General features: G+C 42.7%; 13 protein-coding genes, 5 tRNA genes, 1 rRNA gene and 1 riboswitch. Of the genes, 6 read left to right on the top strand and 13 right to left on the bottom strand.

Features of this window, described 5'->3' with window-relative positions; translation table 11 throughout:
* Positions 1 to 318 precede the first annotated feature (318 nt).
* The 7 genes from MED222_RS14805 to MED222_RS14840 all read right to left on the bottom strand — a co-directional run bounded on the left by MED222_RS14805 (position 319) and on the right by MED222_RS14840 (position 3,647).
* Positions 319 to 394: transfer RNA gene (locus tag MED222_RS14805), tRNA-Val, on the bottom strand.
* Positions 395 to 462: 68 nt separating this feature from the next.
* A tRNA-Ala gene (locus MED222_RS14810) sits at positions 463 to 538 on the bottom strand.
* A gap of 24 nt (positions 539 to 562) precedes the next feature.
* Positions 563 to 638, bottom strand: a tRNA-Val gene (locus MED222_RS14815).
* Between the two features lie 25 nt (positions 639 to 663).
* A tRNA-Lys gene (locus MED222_RS14820) sits at positions 664 to 739 on the bottom strand.
* A 20-nt stretch (positions 740 to 759) separates the two neighbouring features.
* Positions 760 to 835, bottom strand: a tRNA-Glu gene (locus MED222_RS14825).
* A gap of 123 nt (positions 836 to 958) precedes the next feature.
* Positions 959 to 2,511, bottom strand: a 16S ribosomal RNA gene (locus tag MED222_RS14830).
* Between the two features lie 611 nt (positions 2,512 to 3,122).
* The gene (locus MED222_RS14840; protein ID WP_009846286.1) at positions 3,123 to 3,647 is read right to left on the bottom strand and encodes a DUF3087 family protein; all 525 of its coding nucleotides are present in this window, start codon (positions 3,645 to 3,647) and stop codon (positions 3,123 to 3,125) included.
* Positions 3,648 to 4,076: 429 nt separating this feature from the next.
* Between MED222_RS14840 and trmY the strand changes: the two genes are divergently transcribed.
* The gene (gene trmY / locus MED222_RS14845; protein WP_009846285.1) at positions 4,077 to 4,676 is read left to right on the top strand and encodes a tRNA (pseudouridine(54)-N(1))-methyltransferase TrmY; all 600 of its coding nucleotides are present in this window, start codon (positions 4,077 to 4,079) and stop codon (positions 4,674 to 4,676) included.
* A gap of 137 nt (positions 4,677 to 4,813) precedes the next feature.
* On the opposite strand, the gene MED222_RS14850 is transcribed toward trmY, so the two are convergent.
* The 4 genes from MED222_RS14850 to MED222_RS14865 form a co-directional block, all read right to left on the bottom strand.
* Positions 4,814 to 5,887 (bottom strand): HlyD family secretion protein, encoded by a 1,074-nt coding sequence (locus MED222_RS14850; protein ID WP_083784025.1) that lies wholly within the window; start codon positions 5,885 to 5,887, stop codon positions 4,814 to 4,816.
* The gene (locus MED222_RS14855) at positions 5,854 to 7,170 is read right to left on the bottom strand and encodes a glycosyltransferase family 2 protein (protein WP_009846283.1); all 1,317 of its coding nucleotides are present in this window, start codon (positions 7,168 to 7,170) and stop codon (positions 5,854 to 5,856) included. The genes MED222_RS14850 and MED222_RS14855 overlap by 34 nt, the downstream gene beginning before the upstream one ends.
* Positions 7,157 to 8,512: a diguanylate cyclase gene (locus MED222_RS14860; RefSeq protein ID WP_009846282.1), complete on the bottom strand. Its 1,356-nt coding sequence runs from the start codon at positions 8,510 to 8,512 to the stop codon at positions 7,157 to 7,159. Before MED222_RS14860 ends, MED222_RS14855 begins: the two co-directional genes overlap by 14 nt.
* Before the next feature lie 412 nt (positions 8,513 to 8,924).
* Positions 8,925 to 10,025, bottom strand: a complete 1,101-nt coding sequence (locus MED222_RS14865) for a permease (RefSeq protein WP_009846281.1) — start codon at positions 10,023 to 10,025, stop codon at positions 8,925 to 8,927.
* 233 nt (positions 10,026 to 10,258) lie between these two features.
* Between MED222_RS14865 and MED222_RS14870 the strand changes: the two genes are divergently transcribed.
* Entirely contained in the window at positions 10,259 to 10,555 is a 297-nt protein-coding gene (locus MED222_RS14870) for an ArsR/SmtB family transcription factor (RefSeq protein WP_004733042.1), read from the top strand.
* Positions 10,539 to 11,156, top strand: a complete 618-nt coding sequence (gene sigZ, locus MED222_RS14875; protein ID WP_009846280.1) for an RNA polymerase sigma factor SigZ — start codon at positions 10,539 to 10,541, stop codon at positions 11,154 to 11,156. The genes MED222_RS14870 and sigZ overlap by 17 nt, the downstream gene beginning before the upstream one ends.
* 149 nt (positions 11,157 to 11,305) lie before the next feature.
* Here sigZ and MED222_RS14880 read toward each other — a convergent pair whose 3' ends face one another.
* Positions 11,306 to 11,920 (bottom strand): YitT family protein, encoded by a 615-nt coding sequence (locus tag MED222_RS14880; RefSeq protein ID WP_009846279.1) that lies wholly within the window; start codon positions 11,918 to 11,920, stop codon positions 11,306 to 11,308.
* Positions 11,921 to 12,559: 639 nt separating this feature from the next.
* Here MED222_RS14880 and MED222_RS14885 point away from each other — a divergent pair.
* The 3 genes from MED222_RS14885 to MED222_RS14895 all read left to right on the top strand — a co-directional run bounded on the left by MED222_RS14885 (position 12,560) and on the right by MED222_RS14895 (position 17,015).
* A complete protein-coding gene (locus MED222_RS14885) occupies positions 12,560 to 13,771 on the top strand; it encodes an MFS transporter (RefSeq protein WP_009846278.1) in 1,212 nt (403 codons plus the stop codon).
* A gap of 224 nt (positions 13,772 to 13,995) precedes the next feature.
* The gene (locus MED222_RS14890) at positions 13,996 to 14,721 is read left to right on the top strand and encodes a sulfite exporter TauE/SafE family protein (protein WP_009846277.1); all 726 of its coding nucleotides are present in this window, start codon (positions 13,996 to 13,998) and stop codon (positions 14,719 to 14,721) included.
* 389 nt (positions 14,722 to 15,110) lie between these two features.
* A complete protein-coding gene (locus MED222_RS14895) occupies positions 15,111 to 17,015 on the top strand; it encodes a methyl-accepting chemotaxis protein (protein WP_009846276.1) in 1,905 nt (634 codons plus the stop codon).
* 178 nt (positions 17,016 to 17,193) lie between these two features.
* Here the strand turns inward: MED222_RS14895 and MED222_RS14900 are convergent, their stop codons facing one another.
* A complete protein-coding gene (locus tag MED222_RS14900; protein WP_009846275.1) occupies positions 17,194 to 17,940 on the bottom strand; it encodes a phosphatase PAP2 family protein in 747 nt (248 codons plus the stop codon).
* Positions 17,941 to 18,322: 382 nt separating this feature from the next.
* A riboswitch (FMN riboswitch) is annotated at positions 18,323 to 18,473 on the top strand.
* Positions 18,474 to 18,691: the final 218 nt, after the last annotated feature.

Raw genomic sequence — 18,691 nt, 5'->3', positions numbered from 1 at the left:
TAATTCTTGATAACTGTTTGCCGGACTCAATTTACTTTTTGTTTCCACTTTTTAATAAAAAGTAGAATCAAAAAATGAACAATCATTTCTGATCATTCGAATACAAGACACTTGAATGTGTTTGTTGTGTTTATACCGTTCTTAATAAATAAGAGCAGATAAACATTGAGAACTTTTAAATTTGATTTAAATAACTTCGTTATTTAAATCAGTCAGCTTTCCAAATTGTTAAAGAGCAAGAGTTTTTCAAGTTTTAAACTTTCAAAACCATTTTTAAAAACTCTCTTCAGACTTTTGTCATCAAAGAATATTTAAAGATGGTGGGCGATACCGGGCTCGAACCAGTGACCCCCTGCTTGTAAGGCAGGTGCTCTCCCAACTGAGCTAATCGCCCATGATAGTTTCTTTTGTCTTCACTTTTTAAAAAGTGAAAATAAAAGCCATCCTTACATGGAGAAAGAATGGTGGAGCTATGCGGGATCGAACCGCAGACCTCCTGCGTGCAAGGCAGGCGCTCTCCCAGCTGAGCTATAGCCCCATATTTTATTTCCTTGGGAGGAAATGGTGGGCGATACCGGGCTCGAACCAGTGACCCCCTGCTTGTAAGGCAGGTGCTCTCCCAACTGAGCTAATCGCCCCAAATTTTATTTCCTTGGGAGGAAATGGTGGGTCGTGCAGGATTCGAACCTGCGACCAATTGATTAAAAGTCAACTGCTCTACCAACTGAGCTAACGACCCTTTTTACTTCTTGAAGGAAGTGGTATCCCGTAGGGGAGTCGAACCCCTGTTACCGCCGTGAAAGGGCGGTGTCCTAGGCCTCTAGACGAACGGGACACTGCTAATTTATCTCCACTTTAAAAGTAGAAACAAACTTCGAAGAACCTTGGGAGTTCTTCTTCTCTTTGCTTTTCTAAACCTAATCAATCTGTGTGGACACTTGTCGTGGATATCTTCGTATAAGGAGGTGATCCAGCCCCAGGTTCCCCTAGGGCTACCTTGTTACGACTTCACCCCAGTCATGAACCACAAAGTGGTGAGCGTCCTCCTCGAAAGGTTAAACTACCCACTTCTTTTGCAGCCCACTCCCATGGTGTGACGGGCGGTGTGTACAAGGCCCGGGAACGTATTCACCGTGACATTCTGATTCACGATTACTAGCGATTCCGACTTCATGGAGTCGAGTTGCAGACTCCAATCCGGACTACGACGCACTTTTTGGGATTCGCTCACTATCGCTAGCTTGCTGCCCTCTGTATGCGCCATTGTAGCACGTGTGTAGCCCTACTCGTAAGGGCCATGATGACTTGACGTCGTCCCCACCTTCCTCCGGTTTATCACCGGCAGTCTCCCTGGAGTTCCCGACATTACTCGCTGGCAAACAAGGATAAGGGTTGCGCTCGTTGCGGGACTTAACCCAACATTTCACAACACGAGCTGACGACAGCCATGCAGCACCTGTCTCAGAGCTCCCGAAGGCACACCTGTGTCTCCACTGGCTTCTCTGGATGTCAAGAGTAGGTAAGGTTCTTCGCGTTGCATCGAATTAAACCACATGCTCCACCGCTTGTGCGGGCCCCCGTCAATTCATTTGAGTTTTAATCTTGCGACCGTACTCCCCAGGCGGTCTACTTAACGCGTTAGCTCCGAAAGCCACGGCTCAAGGCCACACCTCCAAGTAGACATCGTTTACGGCGTGGACTACCAGGGTATCTAATCCTGTTTGCTCCCCACGCTTTCGCATCTGAGTGTCAGTGTCTGTCCAGGGGGCCGCGTTCGCCACTGGTATCCTTCAGATCTCTACGCATTTCACCGCTACACCTGAAATTCTACCCCCCTCTACAGCACTCTAGTTCACCAGTTTCAAATGCAGTTCCGAGGTTGAGCCCCGGGCTTTCACATCTGACTTAATGAACCACCTGCATGCGCTTTACGCCCAGTAATTCCGATTAACGCTCGCACCCTCCGTATTACCGCGGCTGCTGGCACGGAGTTAGCCGGTGCTTCTTCTGTTGCTAACGTCAAGATGCGCAGCTATTAACTACACACCCTTCCTCACAACTGAAAGTACTTTACAACCCGAAGGCCTTCTTCATACACGCGGCATGGCTGCATCAGGCTTTCGCCCATTGTGCAATATTCCCCACTGCTGCCTCCCGTAGGAGTCTGGACCGTGTCTCAGTTCCAGTGTGGCTGATCATCCTCTCAGACCAGCTAGGGATCGTCGCCTTGGTGAGCCATTACCTCACCAACTAGCTAATCCCACCTAGGCATATCTTGACGCGAGAGGCCCGAAGGTCCCCCTCTTTGGCCCGTAGGCATTATGCGGTATTAGCCATCGTTTCCAATGGTTATCCCCCACATCAAGGCAATTTCCTAGGCATTACTCACCCGTCCGCCGCTCGACGCCCATTAACGCACCCGAAGGATTGTTAGTGTCGTTTCCGCTCGACTTGCATGTGTTAGGCCTGCCGCCAGCGTTCAATCTGAGCCATGATCAAACTCTTCAATTTAAAGTTTTGATTACCTAATTTAATAGGTGTGACTCAACGAATACTGACTTCAAAACTACAAAAAGTAATTCTAAAGCTATTATCTTTCCAACAGAAAGATAATGAATTGACTGTGCTCTTTTTGGCTTTCACTTTAAAAAGTGAAATCAAACAGCTCAAGGCTGTACCAAATTGAATTGGTCACTCAGTTCATTGAAACCAAAGTTGATTCCGAGGAATCTGTTTTACTTCTCTTTATAAAAAGGGAAATAAAACGTTTTGATATTCATCAACGAGTGCCCACACAGATTGATAGGTTTAAATTGTTAAAGAGCTTTGCTTGTCGAAACTTTCTTTTTACAAAGAAACCCTTGAAAGCGGACGTGAATTCTAGCGATTTAATTTTAAGTGTCAAACACTTTTTAAAATTAATTCCTTTCGAACTTTCCGTCTTTCTGATTACCGCTGAAGCCTTGTAGCGACTGCCGTGTCAGTGAGGCGGCATTATAGAGATCATCGAAAACATGGCAACCCCTTTTTTGATAAAAATTCAAAAAAATTGCTTAAGCGTCTACTTTTACGTCAAAACCCTCTTTCATAGGCCAAAGCTCATACAATCAAGAGCATATAACTTAGAATTTCGCGACTAGATCTTTCGAGAATGTCTCTATATCCAGTTCGATACTCCACTTTTCACTAAGCTCCATTATGTTATCTAGAGATTTCTGAACCGTTTTTATTGTCAATGTATTGTTATCTAGGTCGTATACCTGTTTTTGCGTGGTGTAATAGAAGTAAAGGATAGTTAATGCTTCTCGGTCGCCTTGCTCAGCTCTTGGTTGAATACGCTTTAGCTTACGATAGATTTGATTGTGAATCTGTTTCAGGTTCCACACATAAAGCGCTTCTTTAAAGTAATCATGCCCTTTCACACGGCTCGCAATAAACGCATTCAAGGCGACTGATAAAATCACCCCGAGTACATTCAAATGGAAATTACCCGTCGCTTCCCCTGTAACGGAGCCAGCTGAACCAAAAAGCTCAATCAGAATGCTACCAAATACAATGGCAAACAAGGCTAGTGACCCAACCAATGAAACCAACAGTAGGTTCATCTTCTTTCTATATTCTTCTTTATTAATCTTCTGTAACTTCATCGACTACTTCCTTATGTAATACCAATCGTAGTAAATAACTGTTCACCCTAGCTGGTTAAAACGCTTAATAACTGCGTTAGAAATTTTGATAGTAGAATAACTACTTATCGAAACTCTTTGTCGAATAGAGCCGCCTTGTTCTCAAGCCTTTTCCCTGCGCTATTTATGATCACTTACTGTGATTGGTATAAGTCACCTAATAATTTGCGCATACTATCTATGTAAACCTTGGTTAGCTTCAACCTTTACCATCTTGTAATGTGGTCACTCTCTATTTAATACGTAGAGTTCTTGTGGTCAGTACTATACATAACTCCATTTGACTTCATTAATAGAAAAGAGTTACATACCGCCATAATTTTTAGTTATTCATCAATTCATGTTGATTAAGCCTATTTCGCTTTATCACATACTGACAAGGTACATCCCATGCGTTCATTTGTATTACGCGCTCGCGCAGCCCCTACAGAGAGCAAACTTATCTTAGAAGGTGTTGGGCAAGACGCTCATACTGAGATTCTGGCTCATACTCTGATGAACACGATCTTCGTTGCTCAATCACACCGTGAGAATGTCACCGTGCACCTTGTATTAGAAAGTACTAAAGACTTTTCACGTACGATCACTTTCGATTCAAATGAGATCACTAACATTGGTGGCTTTCATGAATCGGCATTGTTATCAGCGGTAGTAAGAGCGGTTGATGCTTCTCAAGGCATGATAAAAGAACAGACACGTCAGGTTGAACCGGGCATCACTGTTCGTACTATGAGTTTTGAAAAGTTGGTTAAAGAACTGGCTGAAGACCACCAGCTGTACATGATGGATAAGAAAGGCGACTTTATCCGTGACGCAGAGATTGCGGAAAACCCATGTTTCCTTCTAACTGACCATATCCCTATGCCGAAGAAAAGCTACAACAGCTTGAAGCGTTTAGGGACAGAGAAAATCAGCTTAGGTCCAAACATGTTGTTTGCTTCTCAGTGTGTTGTATTGATCAACAATGAACTGGATGTACGTGGTTTTTGATATCCACAGCTCTCTCTACGATAGTTCTCTCTAAAGCAGAGGTCACTCTAAAACAACAGTTCGCTATAAAAATAGCTAGCCCTAAAACCATAAATGGAGCGATATACGCTCCATTTATGGTCAAGTTAGCGTGCTAATTAAAAACGCACTTCGACGGTCATCCCTTCAATCCAATATTCTCTAGGCAAATCAGCCGTAAAGTTCAATGCTACTTTGAGATATGCTGGCTGCCCTTCAAAAGGGCTTGCTAATTGAGTCGGCAACTTACTGACGATTTCTACCGAATCTGCAATCTCAGCCTCAAAAGTACTACCATTAGGAAACCTTACCTTGGTATGAGCTCCTATTATCGCATTCTCTAAATATTTAGGGTCTAAATACGCGACCACTTGCGGGATGGTATTCTTCGCTATCGTTACAAGCTCGTCACCTTCGAACACTCTCTGTCCTTCAACGACATGGATATCGACAACGCGACCTTCATAGGGAGACTTAATCGCCAATCCTTGTTCAACAACACGTTTAAGTGCTAGATCTTTCATTAAAGCACGTCGAGCCTGACTAACCGGACCCGCTAATTCTCTTTCTTGTTCAGCTAATTTCGCATTTTGATAATCAAGTTTTTGTCCATTAAGCTGATTATTAAGTGAGTTACTCATTCCCACTATACTTGCATAGTCCACATCGGATACCTGACCTTTTTTCCTATATTCTTCATATCGCGTTTGAATTTGCTGTACCGTGTTTAAATTACTGCGCGTTTCTTCAATGCCTTTCAAGTGCAGTAAGCCAATATCATCAGGAGACCTGATTTCTAAATCTAATAACTCAGCATGAAGAAATTCGATTTGCGCTTCCACTTCCATATTAGTCAACTGAATCGCTGTCTCTGATTTTAGGATTTGACTTCCATCGTCTACTGGAATTGGGCCGACTACTCCTGCAACTTTAGAGGTTAAGGTTACAGGATGCGAGGTAATGATTGCCGGAGCAATAACCAGAAAATTTGTCTTTAAGAAAAAATACGCTACGAATAATAGAGGGCTAACCACTAAGCTTAGGATTAAATACCAACGAAAGCGGTAGCCTCCTCTTTTCGCTTGTCCGTAAGCAACTTTGATACCATCATCCGATTGAGGGTTATTCTTTTTATCAAGATGAAATTTCACTTTCATTGTTAAAACCTTTTGCCTTTTTTCAATACCCACCAAGGAGCCATACTGGATTCTTCATGACTTCTTCTAAATAACTCATTCACCATAGAGAACGCCGTAATCAACCGCATAAAGAACTGATAAAACGGATACAAGATTAGCCATTTTGCCATCTTAAGATCTTCTTTCGCTCTTTCGGAAACCAACCCAATATAGACAGTAAAAAACAACAACACTGTCGACAAATAGACGCAATAGATAAGGATCAGAAGTGCAGCAACAAGATCGAAGGGGTAAGCCCAAAATATGTAAAACATGAATAGCGAAACTAGAATGGGCAGCAATACGTTTTGTAGAACGCCATAAACTAAAGTAAATATAAAGTTTCCCCAACCGAGTAATCTAGGGGTTAGACCTTCATTGTGTTTCCTTAAAAACAGAAATAATAAGTCTCCATCCCATCTTAGCCTTTGTTGTACCAACCCTTTCAGTGTATTGGGTACATCAGTATGGCCCACAGCTTTGGGTGTAAAAGCGAGTTTATTGTTTGGATGTCTTTTCTTGTACTGTTTGAGCCTCATCGTTAAGTCGAGATCTTCAGCAGTATGGGTATCCCACCCTCCAACTTGCTTCAGAGTGTTCTTTCGAAAGGCACCAAATGCTCCTGATATATTATTGAGAACACCCCAGTTGGATAGCCCCGTCTTACCAGCTTGCATTGATAACATATATTCAAGAGACTGCATTCGCGTAAGCAAATTTTCTTGCCAGTTTCTAACGCGTAAAGCACCTCCAGAAGCAATCACATTCTTATCAGTAAATTGCTTCATCATTTGTAACGCCATGTCGTTATCAAAAGAAGTATCACCATCAACATTAATAACAAAATCGCCGGTAGCGTTATCTAAACCAGCATTTAACGTTGATACGCGACCTCCTCTTTGCCACTTAGGAATGACACGAACATCTCTGTTTCTTACCGTTTTATGTCTTTGCTCCCCTCGCATTGCAGCTAAGTAGGTATCTTCATTTTGAGTTGCTCCATCGACTACGGCTAAAATCTCAATCTTTCCGGGATAAAGCTGTTCAACAAGCGTGTCGATCGTTATCTCAATTGCATCTCCTTCTCCATAACAAGTAATTACAAACGAGATGCTTGGGTATTCTTTTATCTCTATGTCACTGGCCGAATAAGACCAGCGAAAGATTCCACTTAACACAAGCAGAAAGAGTGGGAGCTCCACCATAATCATCATGGGGAAAAGCATTAGCCAAAGCTCAGAGTTCTCTAAAAGCATCCCCCAGAAGTACTGTTGGAGATCAAGGCTAACTGACAGCATAGATTTCACTGACTTTACTTTCTAACCAATAACCAACATCTTCTTTCATTGTTGGATCGGGTATACCCCATGCAAAGACATTCAGCGTGAAATCGTCATCTTCGATTAAAGAACAAAGTGCTTCTATTTTCTCGCGTAATACTTCTATATGTTCCATCTTAGCTTTAGGCATAAATACAAGAAGAACATCGCTTTTAAACTGACAACAAATATCAGAATCTCTAAACAATCCGTTTAAACGCTCTGTAATTTGCTCGATCAAAGCAAACATTTTTGCGTCTCCATTTTTAGACACATACTGCGCTAAATCAGGCAGGTGTAACCCCAATAATAAGTGCTCTTCTTCGTGGCGAAGTGCAATCCTATTAACCCAGCTAAGAAGATTAGAAAAATACCCGCCGTCTACTTTCCCGCTTAAGGTCAGTTCAGGCGCCGATAGCTTCACTCCATGACGGAATATATACTCTCCCTGAACTCCAAGTTTCAGCGAATAAATCTTCCTAACAACCAACTTTGAAATATCGTTTTTTGTACCACACTCGAAACAAGAAGCTAATGTCTCCGCCTCAGAAAAAGAGTGAGAGCATGAGTTACATGTATGAGTTTCTAAAGGGCGATCATAATCCACTCCAATATGTCGAAGCTGAGTCAAACATTTCGGGCATTCTAATTTTTGATTGCGTTTGAAAAGCCCTTGTTCAGCAACATGGCCACACGTGAAACAATGGAGAGAGGTACGCTCAGTAATATCAATGTCTTTGCAAGAAGGACACGCTTCGATGTAGTTTAAGTGGGCACTGGCACATTCATGACACACTCTTACTCGATCGATTAAATCCTCAATTTCAAAAGTGTCTCGCTTAGTCTCTGATAATACAAAACGATAAGTTGAACTTAACTCCGGATAGTAAAGCTCCACTAACGGATAGGAATATATCGATTTATGAGACAAATATTTGTGAGGTGATAATCGACGTCTTTGATCCAAGCCTAACCACCCAACAAGAGGGTCTAATGTATCCGATGTGTCGATAATACTTTCTAACGTTCTGCGGTGTTGAATCACCTCTTCTTCAACACTTTCTGGATTTAAAGTGCCGTCTGATAAACACTCTGATAATGCACTATCTTCTAAAATATAAATCTTCCAAGACCAAAATTTCCTGCTACGGTGGAGTTGGCTCATCACGTCGTCTTGCGAACTAAGATCGCCATTTAGAACTATGACGCCGCCCAATAATTCAGGGAGTTGATTAATGTCACTGACTGGCACGAGCTCAAATGATTCTCTGGTTTCAAGTGTAGGGGTTCCAAGGCAGTAAATTTTCAACTTATCTTTCATTCATTAACTCCAAGTCTTTTGACGCTGTCATCGTTGAATTAAAGCTAAACAAACGTTAATTTTGAACGATGCTATTTCATTATTCACCCTTACATAAATACTAGATATCGATATGAAAACCGTCCAATAATCAGCCAAAAAGATTAAATAAGCTCACCAATTAATTGACACCTACGAAACATGAATATTGTTAATACTTGGCATCAAAGCGGTTACATTCAAGTCTAAAAGTAGGGGTTGATGAGTGTTATTTTCGATAGCAGCACTTCCGGAATAATAGCGTTCTCAAAAAAATTAAGCCTAATGCCCATGATTTTTTGACCTCCTAAACACAAAAAGAGCTCAACTAAGTGAGCTCTTTTTTATTATCTATATCTTGCTATCAATGGAGTTATCTAGGAATCAGACCCGATTAACCAAAGATGAAGCTGTATAGGAAGCCTGCCCCCATCGCCATGCTTAGGATAACGAATAGGAATGCTGCAATCATTTGGTTCTTGAAGATTGATTTAAGCAGGATAACTTCCGTTAAACTTGCACCTGCACTACCAATAATCAATGCCATTACCGAACCCAACGCCATGCCTTTCTGAACTAGAGCAGCACTTAATGGGATTACCGCTTCAGCACGAATGTACAGTGGAATACCAATCACGGCTGCTACTGGAATCGCATACCACATACCTTCACCAGCGTACTGTGCAATTAGGTCTGTAGGAATGAAGCCGTAGATGAATGAACCAATCGCAATACCCATCATTAGGTAAGGGAAAACTTGTTTGAAGTCTTTCCAAGTTGAGAACCAAATTCTCATCCAACGGCTAGGTTCTTTCTTCTCTACAATCTCAGCAGTCGCGCTTCCATCCGCAGAACAGCATGAAACCGTGACTTGTGGCTCTTCTTTTTTAGAATCGCAGCAAGATGTCTCTTTCGCCATTACTGGCGCAGGTTCACCACATGCACTTGTACCACATGAAGATTCTGTTTTAGCAGGTGCTGCTTTCTTAGGAGCAGAATCACCGCAGCTAGTGCCACAGCTTGAAGCAGAACCTGTCGATTCATACGCTTCAGGTTTTACGTAACGCTCAAAGCCAAGCTTCTCAAGTGCGTAACCTGCGACTACCGATACTGTCATTGCGACTAAGAAGTAGAACACAGCCACTTGCCAACCAAACGTAATCACGAACAAACCAATGATCACTGGGTTCAATAGTGGGCTACCGAATAGGAACACCATCATTGGTCCAAAACCTGCTCGTGCACGCAGCAACCCTTTTAAGAAAGGAATGGTCGAACATGAACAGAAAGGCGTAATCGCACCCAGTAGCGCTGCAACCACATAACCCTTGCCGTTACGTGAGCTCAGAATCGATTGAATCTTTTCTGGCGTAAGAAACTCTTGCAGAATCCCAACAATGTAGCTGATCGCCAAGAAAAGGATGATTAGCTCTACTGCTAAGAAGGCGAACATATCAAGTGCGTCTTTTAGCATTGTTAACATTTCATTGCTCATAATTAACTCCAAACTGGATTGAAGGTCAGACTCTATGAGAAAAGTAACCAACCCTTAATTTCGAATATTCTCGAATTATAGAAATAAACAGCTTCAGATCAACATTTATTTCGGTAAAAATCGAAATAATTTTCGAAAACACAGTTTTTCAATGACTTACACAGCTATCGTTTTTTAATTTGAATTCGACATACATTTCGACTAACATCGAAATTAAATCTTGAGGAGTTAATATGAACTTAGAAGTCGTTGCGAAAGCACTTAAAGAGTTAGGACATCCTATTCGTCTAACCATTTATAAGAGTGTCGTTAAAGCTGGCTACCAAGGCATTGCAGTTGGCGGCCTACAAGAAGAGCTAGGCATTCCCGGTTCTACCTTGTCTCACCACATTTCAAGCCTAGCGTCTGCAGGCCTCATCAGCCAAAGACGAGAAGGAAGAACCCTTTTCTGTGTAGCAGAGTATGAGTGCCTAGAAGGTGTGATTGATTTCTTACAAGACGAGTGTTGCGTAAATGAACAGTGCAACTGATGCACCTTTGAACGGGGCACCTTTGAATAAGGCATCTTTAAAGATCGAACAAGTCTGGGCCGAGTATCAGCAAGCGTTAAAGTCATTCCTGCATTCAAAGGTCAACAACTCTGCGGATGTAGACGACTTGCTCCAAGATATCTTAATTAAGACCTATCAGAACTTAGACAAGGTACAAGATGCGAGCAGTGTGAAATCGTGGCTATTCCAGTTAGCCAACAACACCATTATCGACTTCTACCGTAAGCATGCACGCCAACAACGCGATAGCCAAATTGATGCTGAAGATCTGTGGTTTACCGATTTAGACCACGACTCTGAATTTAAGCAGAAGCTCTCATTGTGTATTGAACCTTTTATTCAGGCACTGCCAGAACAAAGTTCATCGCTACTGCTTGCTGTCGATATCAAAGGTCAAAGCCAAAAAGAGATCGCAGAGGCTCAAAACATCAGCTACTCAACCGTTAAGTCTCGTGTTCAGAAAAGCCGCGCGGATCTTAAGAACCTATTCGAACAATGCTGTAACTTGTCACTGGATAAGCAAGGCAATGTGATTGATTGTGAGCTCAAGTCGGACGCTGATTGCGGTAAGTGCCAATAGAAATACTGATAGTAACTAGCTCAAACCCATTATTTGAATAGAACAAAGCCAGCAATTGATGCTGGCTTTGTTGTTTTCATAATCTGAAAATCACGCTTTGTTTATGCGAATCGAGTGCTTAAGCGAACCTAGTGCTTGATCGTACCGAACTACGCCGCTTCCGCTTTTACGACCGGTTGATAGCGTCCCGGTTTATGGTTCATCGCCAAAATCAAGTTGGTTACTATCGCACCCAGTACAGACAGAAGAACCAGCGACACATCAACGATAAACAGTGAAAGCACAACAATCGTACAATCTAGTGCCATCTGAACCTTACCCGCACGAATCCCAAAACGTTCTTGTAAGAACAGCGCCAGAATGTTGAAGCCACCTAAGCTCATTTTATGACGGAAGATCACCAACATGCCGGTACCAATCAAGCCACCACCAAGTAAAGCTGCATACAATGCATGAATTTCGGCAATTTGAATCACGTGATACAAGTGATCCACGGCGAACGAAACAATCGAAACCGCGATAAACGTATTGATGGTGAAGCGCCAGCCCATACGAGCAACCGACAAAATATAGAAAGGTAAGTTAAGTGCGAAGAACACTTGGCCAAAGCTCAAATCTGTCACTTTGGTAATGAAGATCGCTAGACCAGCCGTGCCTCCGGTGAGCAAACCGACTTGATTGAAAAAGATAACGCCGAGTGACACTAGCGCGCTACCTAAGAGCAGTGCCAGTAAGTTTTCGCGAAGGTTATGATCTTTATCCATGTGAATGACTCTCCCTGAATCTTTTAACATCGCGTTTCAGTCCCGTTGAAACGATTGAAGTACAAATTTACGATGTTTAACAGATAAGTCGAGTAAATGCGCAGTGTTACTGAGTGATTAATTTGTATACTAGTTTTTACAGGCTTTAAAATACTTCACTAAAGCAAGCAGTTATATCTAAAAAATTAAATATCCATCCTAAATTCTCCGCTTCTACCACATAATCAGCGAGCTTCGTGTTTTCCTGTTTATTAGCTACGTTTCATTCCAACTCCAGCGATGCTTAAATCTATGCATAAAACGCATAGACTAAATCACAAAAGGTCATTTGATACATACCCTACTCGTCATTATGATGCGCGACTTCTTACAACATTGAGCGCATGTAAACACCTTATGTTTTCACAATCTCTTTTTGCCCAACTCGCCAGAATGACGCTATTCCTTGTTATTAGTTTGGTAATTGTGCATCACAGTCAGCCATTGATTGATCTCTTGGCTCAGCATGCCGTTAGCAGTGGATGCCACCAGCAGTCAGCGCATGAGCATTCCGGGCACGAACACCATAATAAGATGACTGACCAACACATGTCAGCGCAAGACCACTCACATCACCACCATTAATTTAAGAGTATTAGAATGAGCATTTTCCGTTTTCCTTTACTGGTATGGCTTGGGATCGGCACACTTATTATCAGTCTAGGGATCAGACAATCATTCGGCATTTTCATGATGCCAATTTCAGAGCATTTCGGCACCGGCCGCGAGTTTTTCAGCTTCGCCATTGCTCTACAAAACCTGCTGTTCGGTGTGTTCCAGCCTTTTGTGGGCATGGCCGCTGACAAATGGGGAGCAAGACGCATCATTATTGCTGGCGCATGTGCTTACGGTTTGGGTTTACTTCTTACCTCAATGTCTACCGAATCAAGCATGCTTTACGTTTCACTAGGCGCATTAGTTGGCCTTGGATTGAGTGCGACGAGCTATGTGATCGTGTTGGGCGCGGTAGCAAAAGTAGTACCTGCAGAGCACGCAGCGAAGGCATTTGGTTTAACCACAGCAGCAGGTTCATTTGGTATGTTCGCGGTAATTCCGGGCGCGCAATACATGTTGAACGAATTTGATTGGCAAAGTGCGATGCAAGTCTTTGGCGTGCTTTGTTGTTTGATGATCTCATTTGCACTGTTTATGCGAGCACCTAAAGCAGCCTCAAACAAACAAGCGCAAGCTGAAGAGAACCAAACGCTAAAAGAAGCGTTGTCTGAGGCGTTTGCGAACAAAAGTTACTGGTTAATTCACGCCGGCTTCTTCGTGTGTGGTTTCCACGTGATGTTCATTGCGACGCACTTACCAAGTTACTTAGCCGACAAAAACCTACCAGCAAGCAGCGCAGCAATGGCACTGGCTTATGTAGGTATCTTCAACATCTTCGGGTCTTACTTCTGGGGTGTGATGGGCGATAAGTTCAGCAAACGTCATGTAATGTCGGCACTGTACTTAGTGCGTACTGTAGTTATTGGTGCGTTTGTGACTTTGCCAGTGACTGAGTCAACCGCAGCTATCTTCGGTGCGGCGATTGGTTTCTGTTGGTTGGGTACGGTTCCGCTAACGTCTGGTTTAGTTCGTCAGATCTTCGGTGCTCGTTACCTGTCGACGTTGTACGGCTTGGTATTCTTTACTCACCAAGTGGGTAGCTTCTTAGGCGCTTGGGTTGGTGGTCGTATTTACGATTACTACGGTTCTTACGAGCCAATCTGGTGGTCAACGGTGGTACTGGCATTTGCAGCAGCACTGATCCATTTGCCTATCAATGACAAGCCGATTGAGCGACTGAAATTTGCAATGGCTTAGCGTTTAACGCTGACTCCCCCAACAGCAAAAATCGATAAGCAATCCAATAAGAGAGTGGATATTGAAAGGAGCACATCCTGAGATATTCGCTCTCTTTTTTATTGGCCGTTGTAATCGAAATTATAACTAGCGAAACTTGCATAAACCTCACTGAATAATAAGACTATTCTTTTCGTTTTAATTTATAGTATTCACTTGCTCCTTTAAAACTAATCCGCAGGCTTATGGAATACCTAGATCAGACCGCCCTTATCGCAATGGCACTCATTTTTGCAGGCTCATTTGTGCAAACCGCAATCGGCTTTGGTTTGGCCATTGTGGCTGCCCCACTGCTGTTTTTGGTTTCACCAGACTATGTACCTGCGCCTATCTGTTTAGTTGGCCTGTTCATCTCTTTATTCAACGCCTTTAAACACCGTGCAAACATTTCTATTGGCGGATTAAAAATCGCATTACTAGGACGCATTCCAGGCTCACTAGCAGGCGGTGCCTTGTTGGTGATGGTTTCAACGAGCGTGTTGTCACTTTGGTTAGGTTTATTAGTGGTATTTGCAGTGATTGTCAGCTTGCTTCCGTTTAGGTTAGAGCCGACGCCTGCCAAAATGGGCATCGCGGGATTTTTCTCAGGATTCTTTGGCACCAGTTCAGGTATTGGTGGCCCGCCGATGGCGCTACTGCTACAGCACCAAGATGCCAATCAACTTCGTGGCAACTTGTCTGCCTTTTTTGTCTTTAGTTCAATCATTTCGTTGATTGTTCAGATCCCAATTGGCTTCTTCACTATGCACCATTTGATCATCACCATACCTTTGCTGCCTGCTGCTTGGTTGGGTTACAAAGTGGCGTTAATGACCACGCAAAGCATTCCTAAAGAGAAGATACGTATTGGTTCTTTACTGTTATGTTCTATCAGTGGCTTTACTGCCATTTGGCAAGGCTTAGCTGGTTAGTATAGAGATAACGTAAGTACTGAAGGTTGCTTACGTTTTGTAACTATTTTGATGACAGCTCACTCATCTCGATAAGCAAGCTCATATGACTGACTAGTGACGTTATCCATTATGCTCAAATACCCTAATGCGGCGCCTTATTTAAGCTTTAAAGTCAGTACCACACTGTCGTAAACATCTCTATCTGGCGGTAACGATTCCCTCTCATTCACCATCAATGAACCATTACTGCATAAACCATTTTTTCATGAGCTTTTTGTATACAGAGCTGAGACTGTTCAAATCAGGCTGAATGTTCAATTGGTAGCGTAGTCCTATTCATAATACGTCTATATACTGCATATTCATTAAGCAGGAAAATGAACACATTCAGTATTAAGGACTTTCAAATGAAACAACTTGGGTTTAAGCAAGTTCTTTTAGTCGCCGTATCAGCAATAATTGCAATAAGTGTAGGCTCAGCCAACTATTTTTCATATCAGAGCAATAAGGAAGCACTGACTGAGAATATTTATCAGAGCACACAAGACCGTATTCGCATTGAAGGGAATAAGGTTGAGACTTACCTAGAAGCAAAAACACAAGCAGTAGCAAAAGTAGCTGCTGATTATCGTCAACATAATTATCAAGATAGACACGCCGAGCGAATGCGCGTGGGCTCATTAGGTGCTGATGTCGCGAACTTAATGATAGGTTTTGACAATGGCGATGCTTATGCCTCATTCGATTACCCGGGCTGGGATAATCACAAAAGCCCATCAAGCTACGACCCTCGCAGTAAAGCTTGGTACAAAGAAGGTAAGCGTTCAGGAAGCCTTGTATATACAGACCCATATACAGACTCCACAACAGGTACCTTAATGGTGAGCATTGGTAAAGATGTTGGTAACGGTGTGGTATTGGCAGACATTCCACTCGATGTTCTAAGTGACACTGTCTCTGAAATCGACCTCAACGGTGCTATTTCGATGATGATGACCAATGACATGACGGTGCTGGCTAGCACATCCAATGTGGTTAAGGTGGGCACTAAATTAACGGATTACGCTTCTTTGAAAGACGTTGCAAAAAAAGCACAAAATTCAGAAAGCACAATCGTTAATTATAGTATCAACGGCGTTGAGAAAGTGATGTTCAGCCATGCGGTTAGCTATGGTGATAAAGAGTGGTACCTACTTGTTGGATTAGACAAAAGCGTCGTATTCGCAGCGCTAGAAGTCGCTCAGCAGCAAGCAATTATGATCACGATTGTCTACCTATTGATCAGCGTAGTTGCCACGTTATTCATTCTCAATATTCTTTACAAACCCATCCTAGCGTTGAAAGAAACCATTACAGGGCTATCAAATGGTGATGGTGATTTAACTCAGAGACTCGAAGTAAAGAAACACGATGATTTAGGGCAAATCGCATCTGGTGTAAACCAATTCATCGAGCATATACAAGACTTGATGCTAAAGATTGACGCAGCATCGTCTGAACTGAAAGAAAATGTGCAGCAACTTGAACATAAATCAGATGAAAATAACCACATTTTGAATCAGCACGTGCAAGAAACTGAACAAATTGTCACTGCCATTGAAGAAATGAGTTCAACAGCTGACGCCGTTGCCCAAAATGCAGGTGAAACGGCGCAATCAACTAAAGTCGCGTCCGATATCGGGGAGCAATCACTCAATGCTGTCGGTGATGCACAAATGAAGGTTAATGCACTAGTTTCTGAGATAGAGAACACATCATCGAACCTAGAAAGCATGAGCCAAGAAACTAAAGGGATCAGTGATATTTTGACAGTGATTGGTGAAATCGCTGAACAGACCAATCTCCTTGCGTTAAATGCAGCGATTGAAGCCGCACGAGCGGGCGAGCAAGGTCGTGGGTTTGCAGTAGTAGCTGATGAAGTGAGAGCCTTAGCGAGTCGAACACAAGCGAGTACACAACAGATTGAACAAGCGCTGACTCGTTTGCTTTCAGTGAACAAGAATGTTGAAGAGTCTATGAATAAGACGAAAGGGACTTGTGACGAAACATTTAATAACACCGAGAAAGTGGGCAGCAGCTTAAATGAGCTAACGTCACAAGTAACGGGTATCAATGACCTAAGCATTCAAATTGCAACGGCCGCAGAAGAGCAAAGCAGCGTCACTCAGGAAATTAGTCGTAACATGGTGGCTCTGAGTGACATTGTAAATGAACTCAACAAAAATGGAGATCAAGCTTTGGTGCAAACCAACAATATCTCCCAAGTAAACGAACGACTGGCATCAATGGTTGGTATGTTTAAACTGCGTTAATTCATACTAAAACAGTTATTTAAAATGAAACTTGTAGTGTGTAGCGGTTATGATTTCAAATATCGTCTATAGTTTTTCAATAGCAGTCATCGTTTAAAATAGCCGCCTTCTCCGAAGGCGGTTTTTTATTCCTCTCTCTCAAAAGCCCCACTATTGCTCTTCTAGGCAAGTTTATTACTCATTTGCTACCTCTTAGAAACATCGGTAACAAAGGTTCTATTCTTTGCGTCGGAATCAGTGGCACCAATAGGTAGATCAAACCGGCAAAGGCGATAGACGCAGCTAAGTCTTCAGGGCGGTGCATACCAAGCCAAACACGACTATAAGCAACGCCACCAGCCCAAACTAGCAAACCGCCAACTAAGTAAAAACGTTTCGCTTCTAGGAACAAGCCGCCAAAGAACGCCAGACACACGCCAACGAAAATCATGTGCCCAGATGGGAAAGAATAGTCAGTCTCACCCAACCAGTGACGCGTTCGCCACTCACTCACCTTATCTTTCACAGATGCAATCGCTGCGTTCTTTTCTACCAATGGCAGTTCGTAAAACAGCTCTGGCATGTCAACGACTTCTTGCGTCACCAAATACTCAGAATAAGGACGCGGGCTTTCTGTAGAGTGCTTTAAGAAAGTTTTTGCTGCAAAGCTGAGAACCAACAACAAGCCGAGCTGCAGACAAAGGCTGACGAGCTTAGCTTTGGAAAATTTCATCGTGAGCAATACCAAAGACAAAACAGCTAGCGTTACCAAGAATCCTTGATTACCCGCCGAGTAAGTCACAAACGTTATGAAGGCGCCTTGGAAAGGCGAAACCGCAGCCCCAAGGTCAAAATTAGATCCAAAGATCAAAAACGGTACGAGAGAAGACAAACTTAAAACGAGCAGTAATAAGCCTTTGGATTTGTTAGAGAACGGAGATGTCATGACTAAGATCTTTTGGATAAAGTGGATGGATGCTAGCGCAGCTTAGCACTGCCAATATCAATTTTATGTCAAAACGGTCATTAAGCCGTCATGGTCTAACAATGTTTGATTGATGAACCTCTTAAGTATTGATTCGGTGAACAGCCACGCCAGCACAAAATTGTTCAGCATCCACTTATGTTCATAGAGCAACCAAGACCACTCAAACCAACTGAGACAAAGGCATTATCCCACTAAAGACTGCCGGACACGTTCTGCTGATAAAGTGAACACTTACCCGATTATAAGGCTGGAATCTGAAAAACTTTGCTGTCAGTCCTTTAAATCCACTATTGAAAGGATTACCATCTGGTCTGCTTTCAAAGCAAAACAGATTATTAATTTTTATTCTCAGGGCGGGGCGAAATTCCCCACCGGCGGTATGTTTTTAGCAAAATCTAAAGATAAGCCCGCGAGCGCTCGATTCGTCGAGGTCAGCAGATCTGGTGAGATGCCAGAGCCGACGGTCATAGTCCGGATGAGAGAGAATGAAAACACACTCGTTTAAGTTGGAGGCATGTACCTATTTATTAGGTTCATGCCTCCAACTTAGACGGGTGCATTTCGTTTTGGATAAAACCATAATGAGCTAATACCAATCACAGTAAATAAATGATCAGAGATAGCGCAGGAAAAACGCTTGAGAACAAGGCAAAATTTTTCGATAAGTAGTTATTCTACAGTCAAAAATTTTAACGCCGTTATCAAGGGT

Origin of the sequence: Vibrio sp. MED222 (assembly GCF_000153005.1) — a bacterium.
Classification (GTDB): Bacteria; Pseudomonadota; Gammaproteobacteria; order Enterobacterales; family Vibrionaceae; genus Vibrio; species Vibrio tasmaniensis_A.
This window is presented reverse-complemented; position numbering and strand designations above follow the sequence as displayed.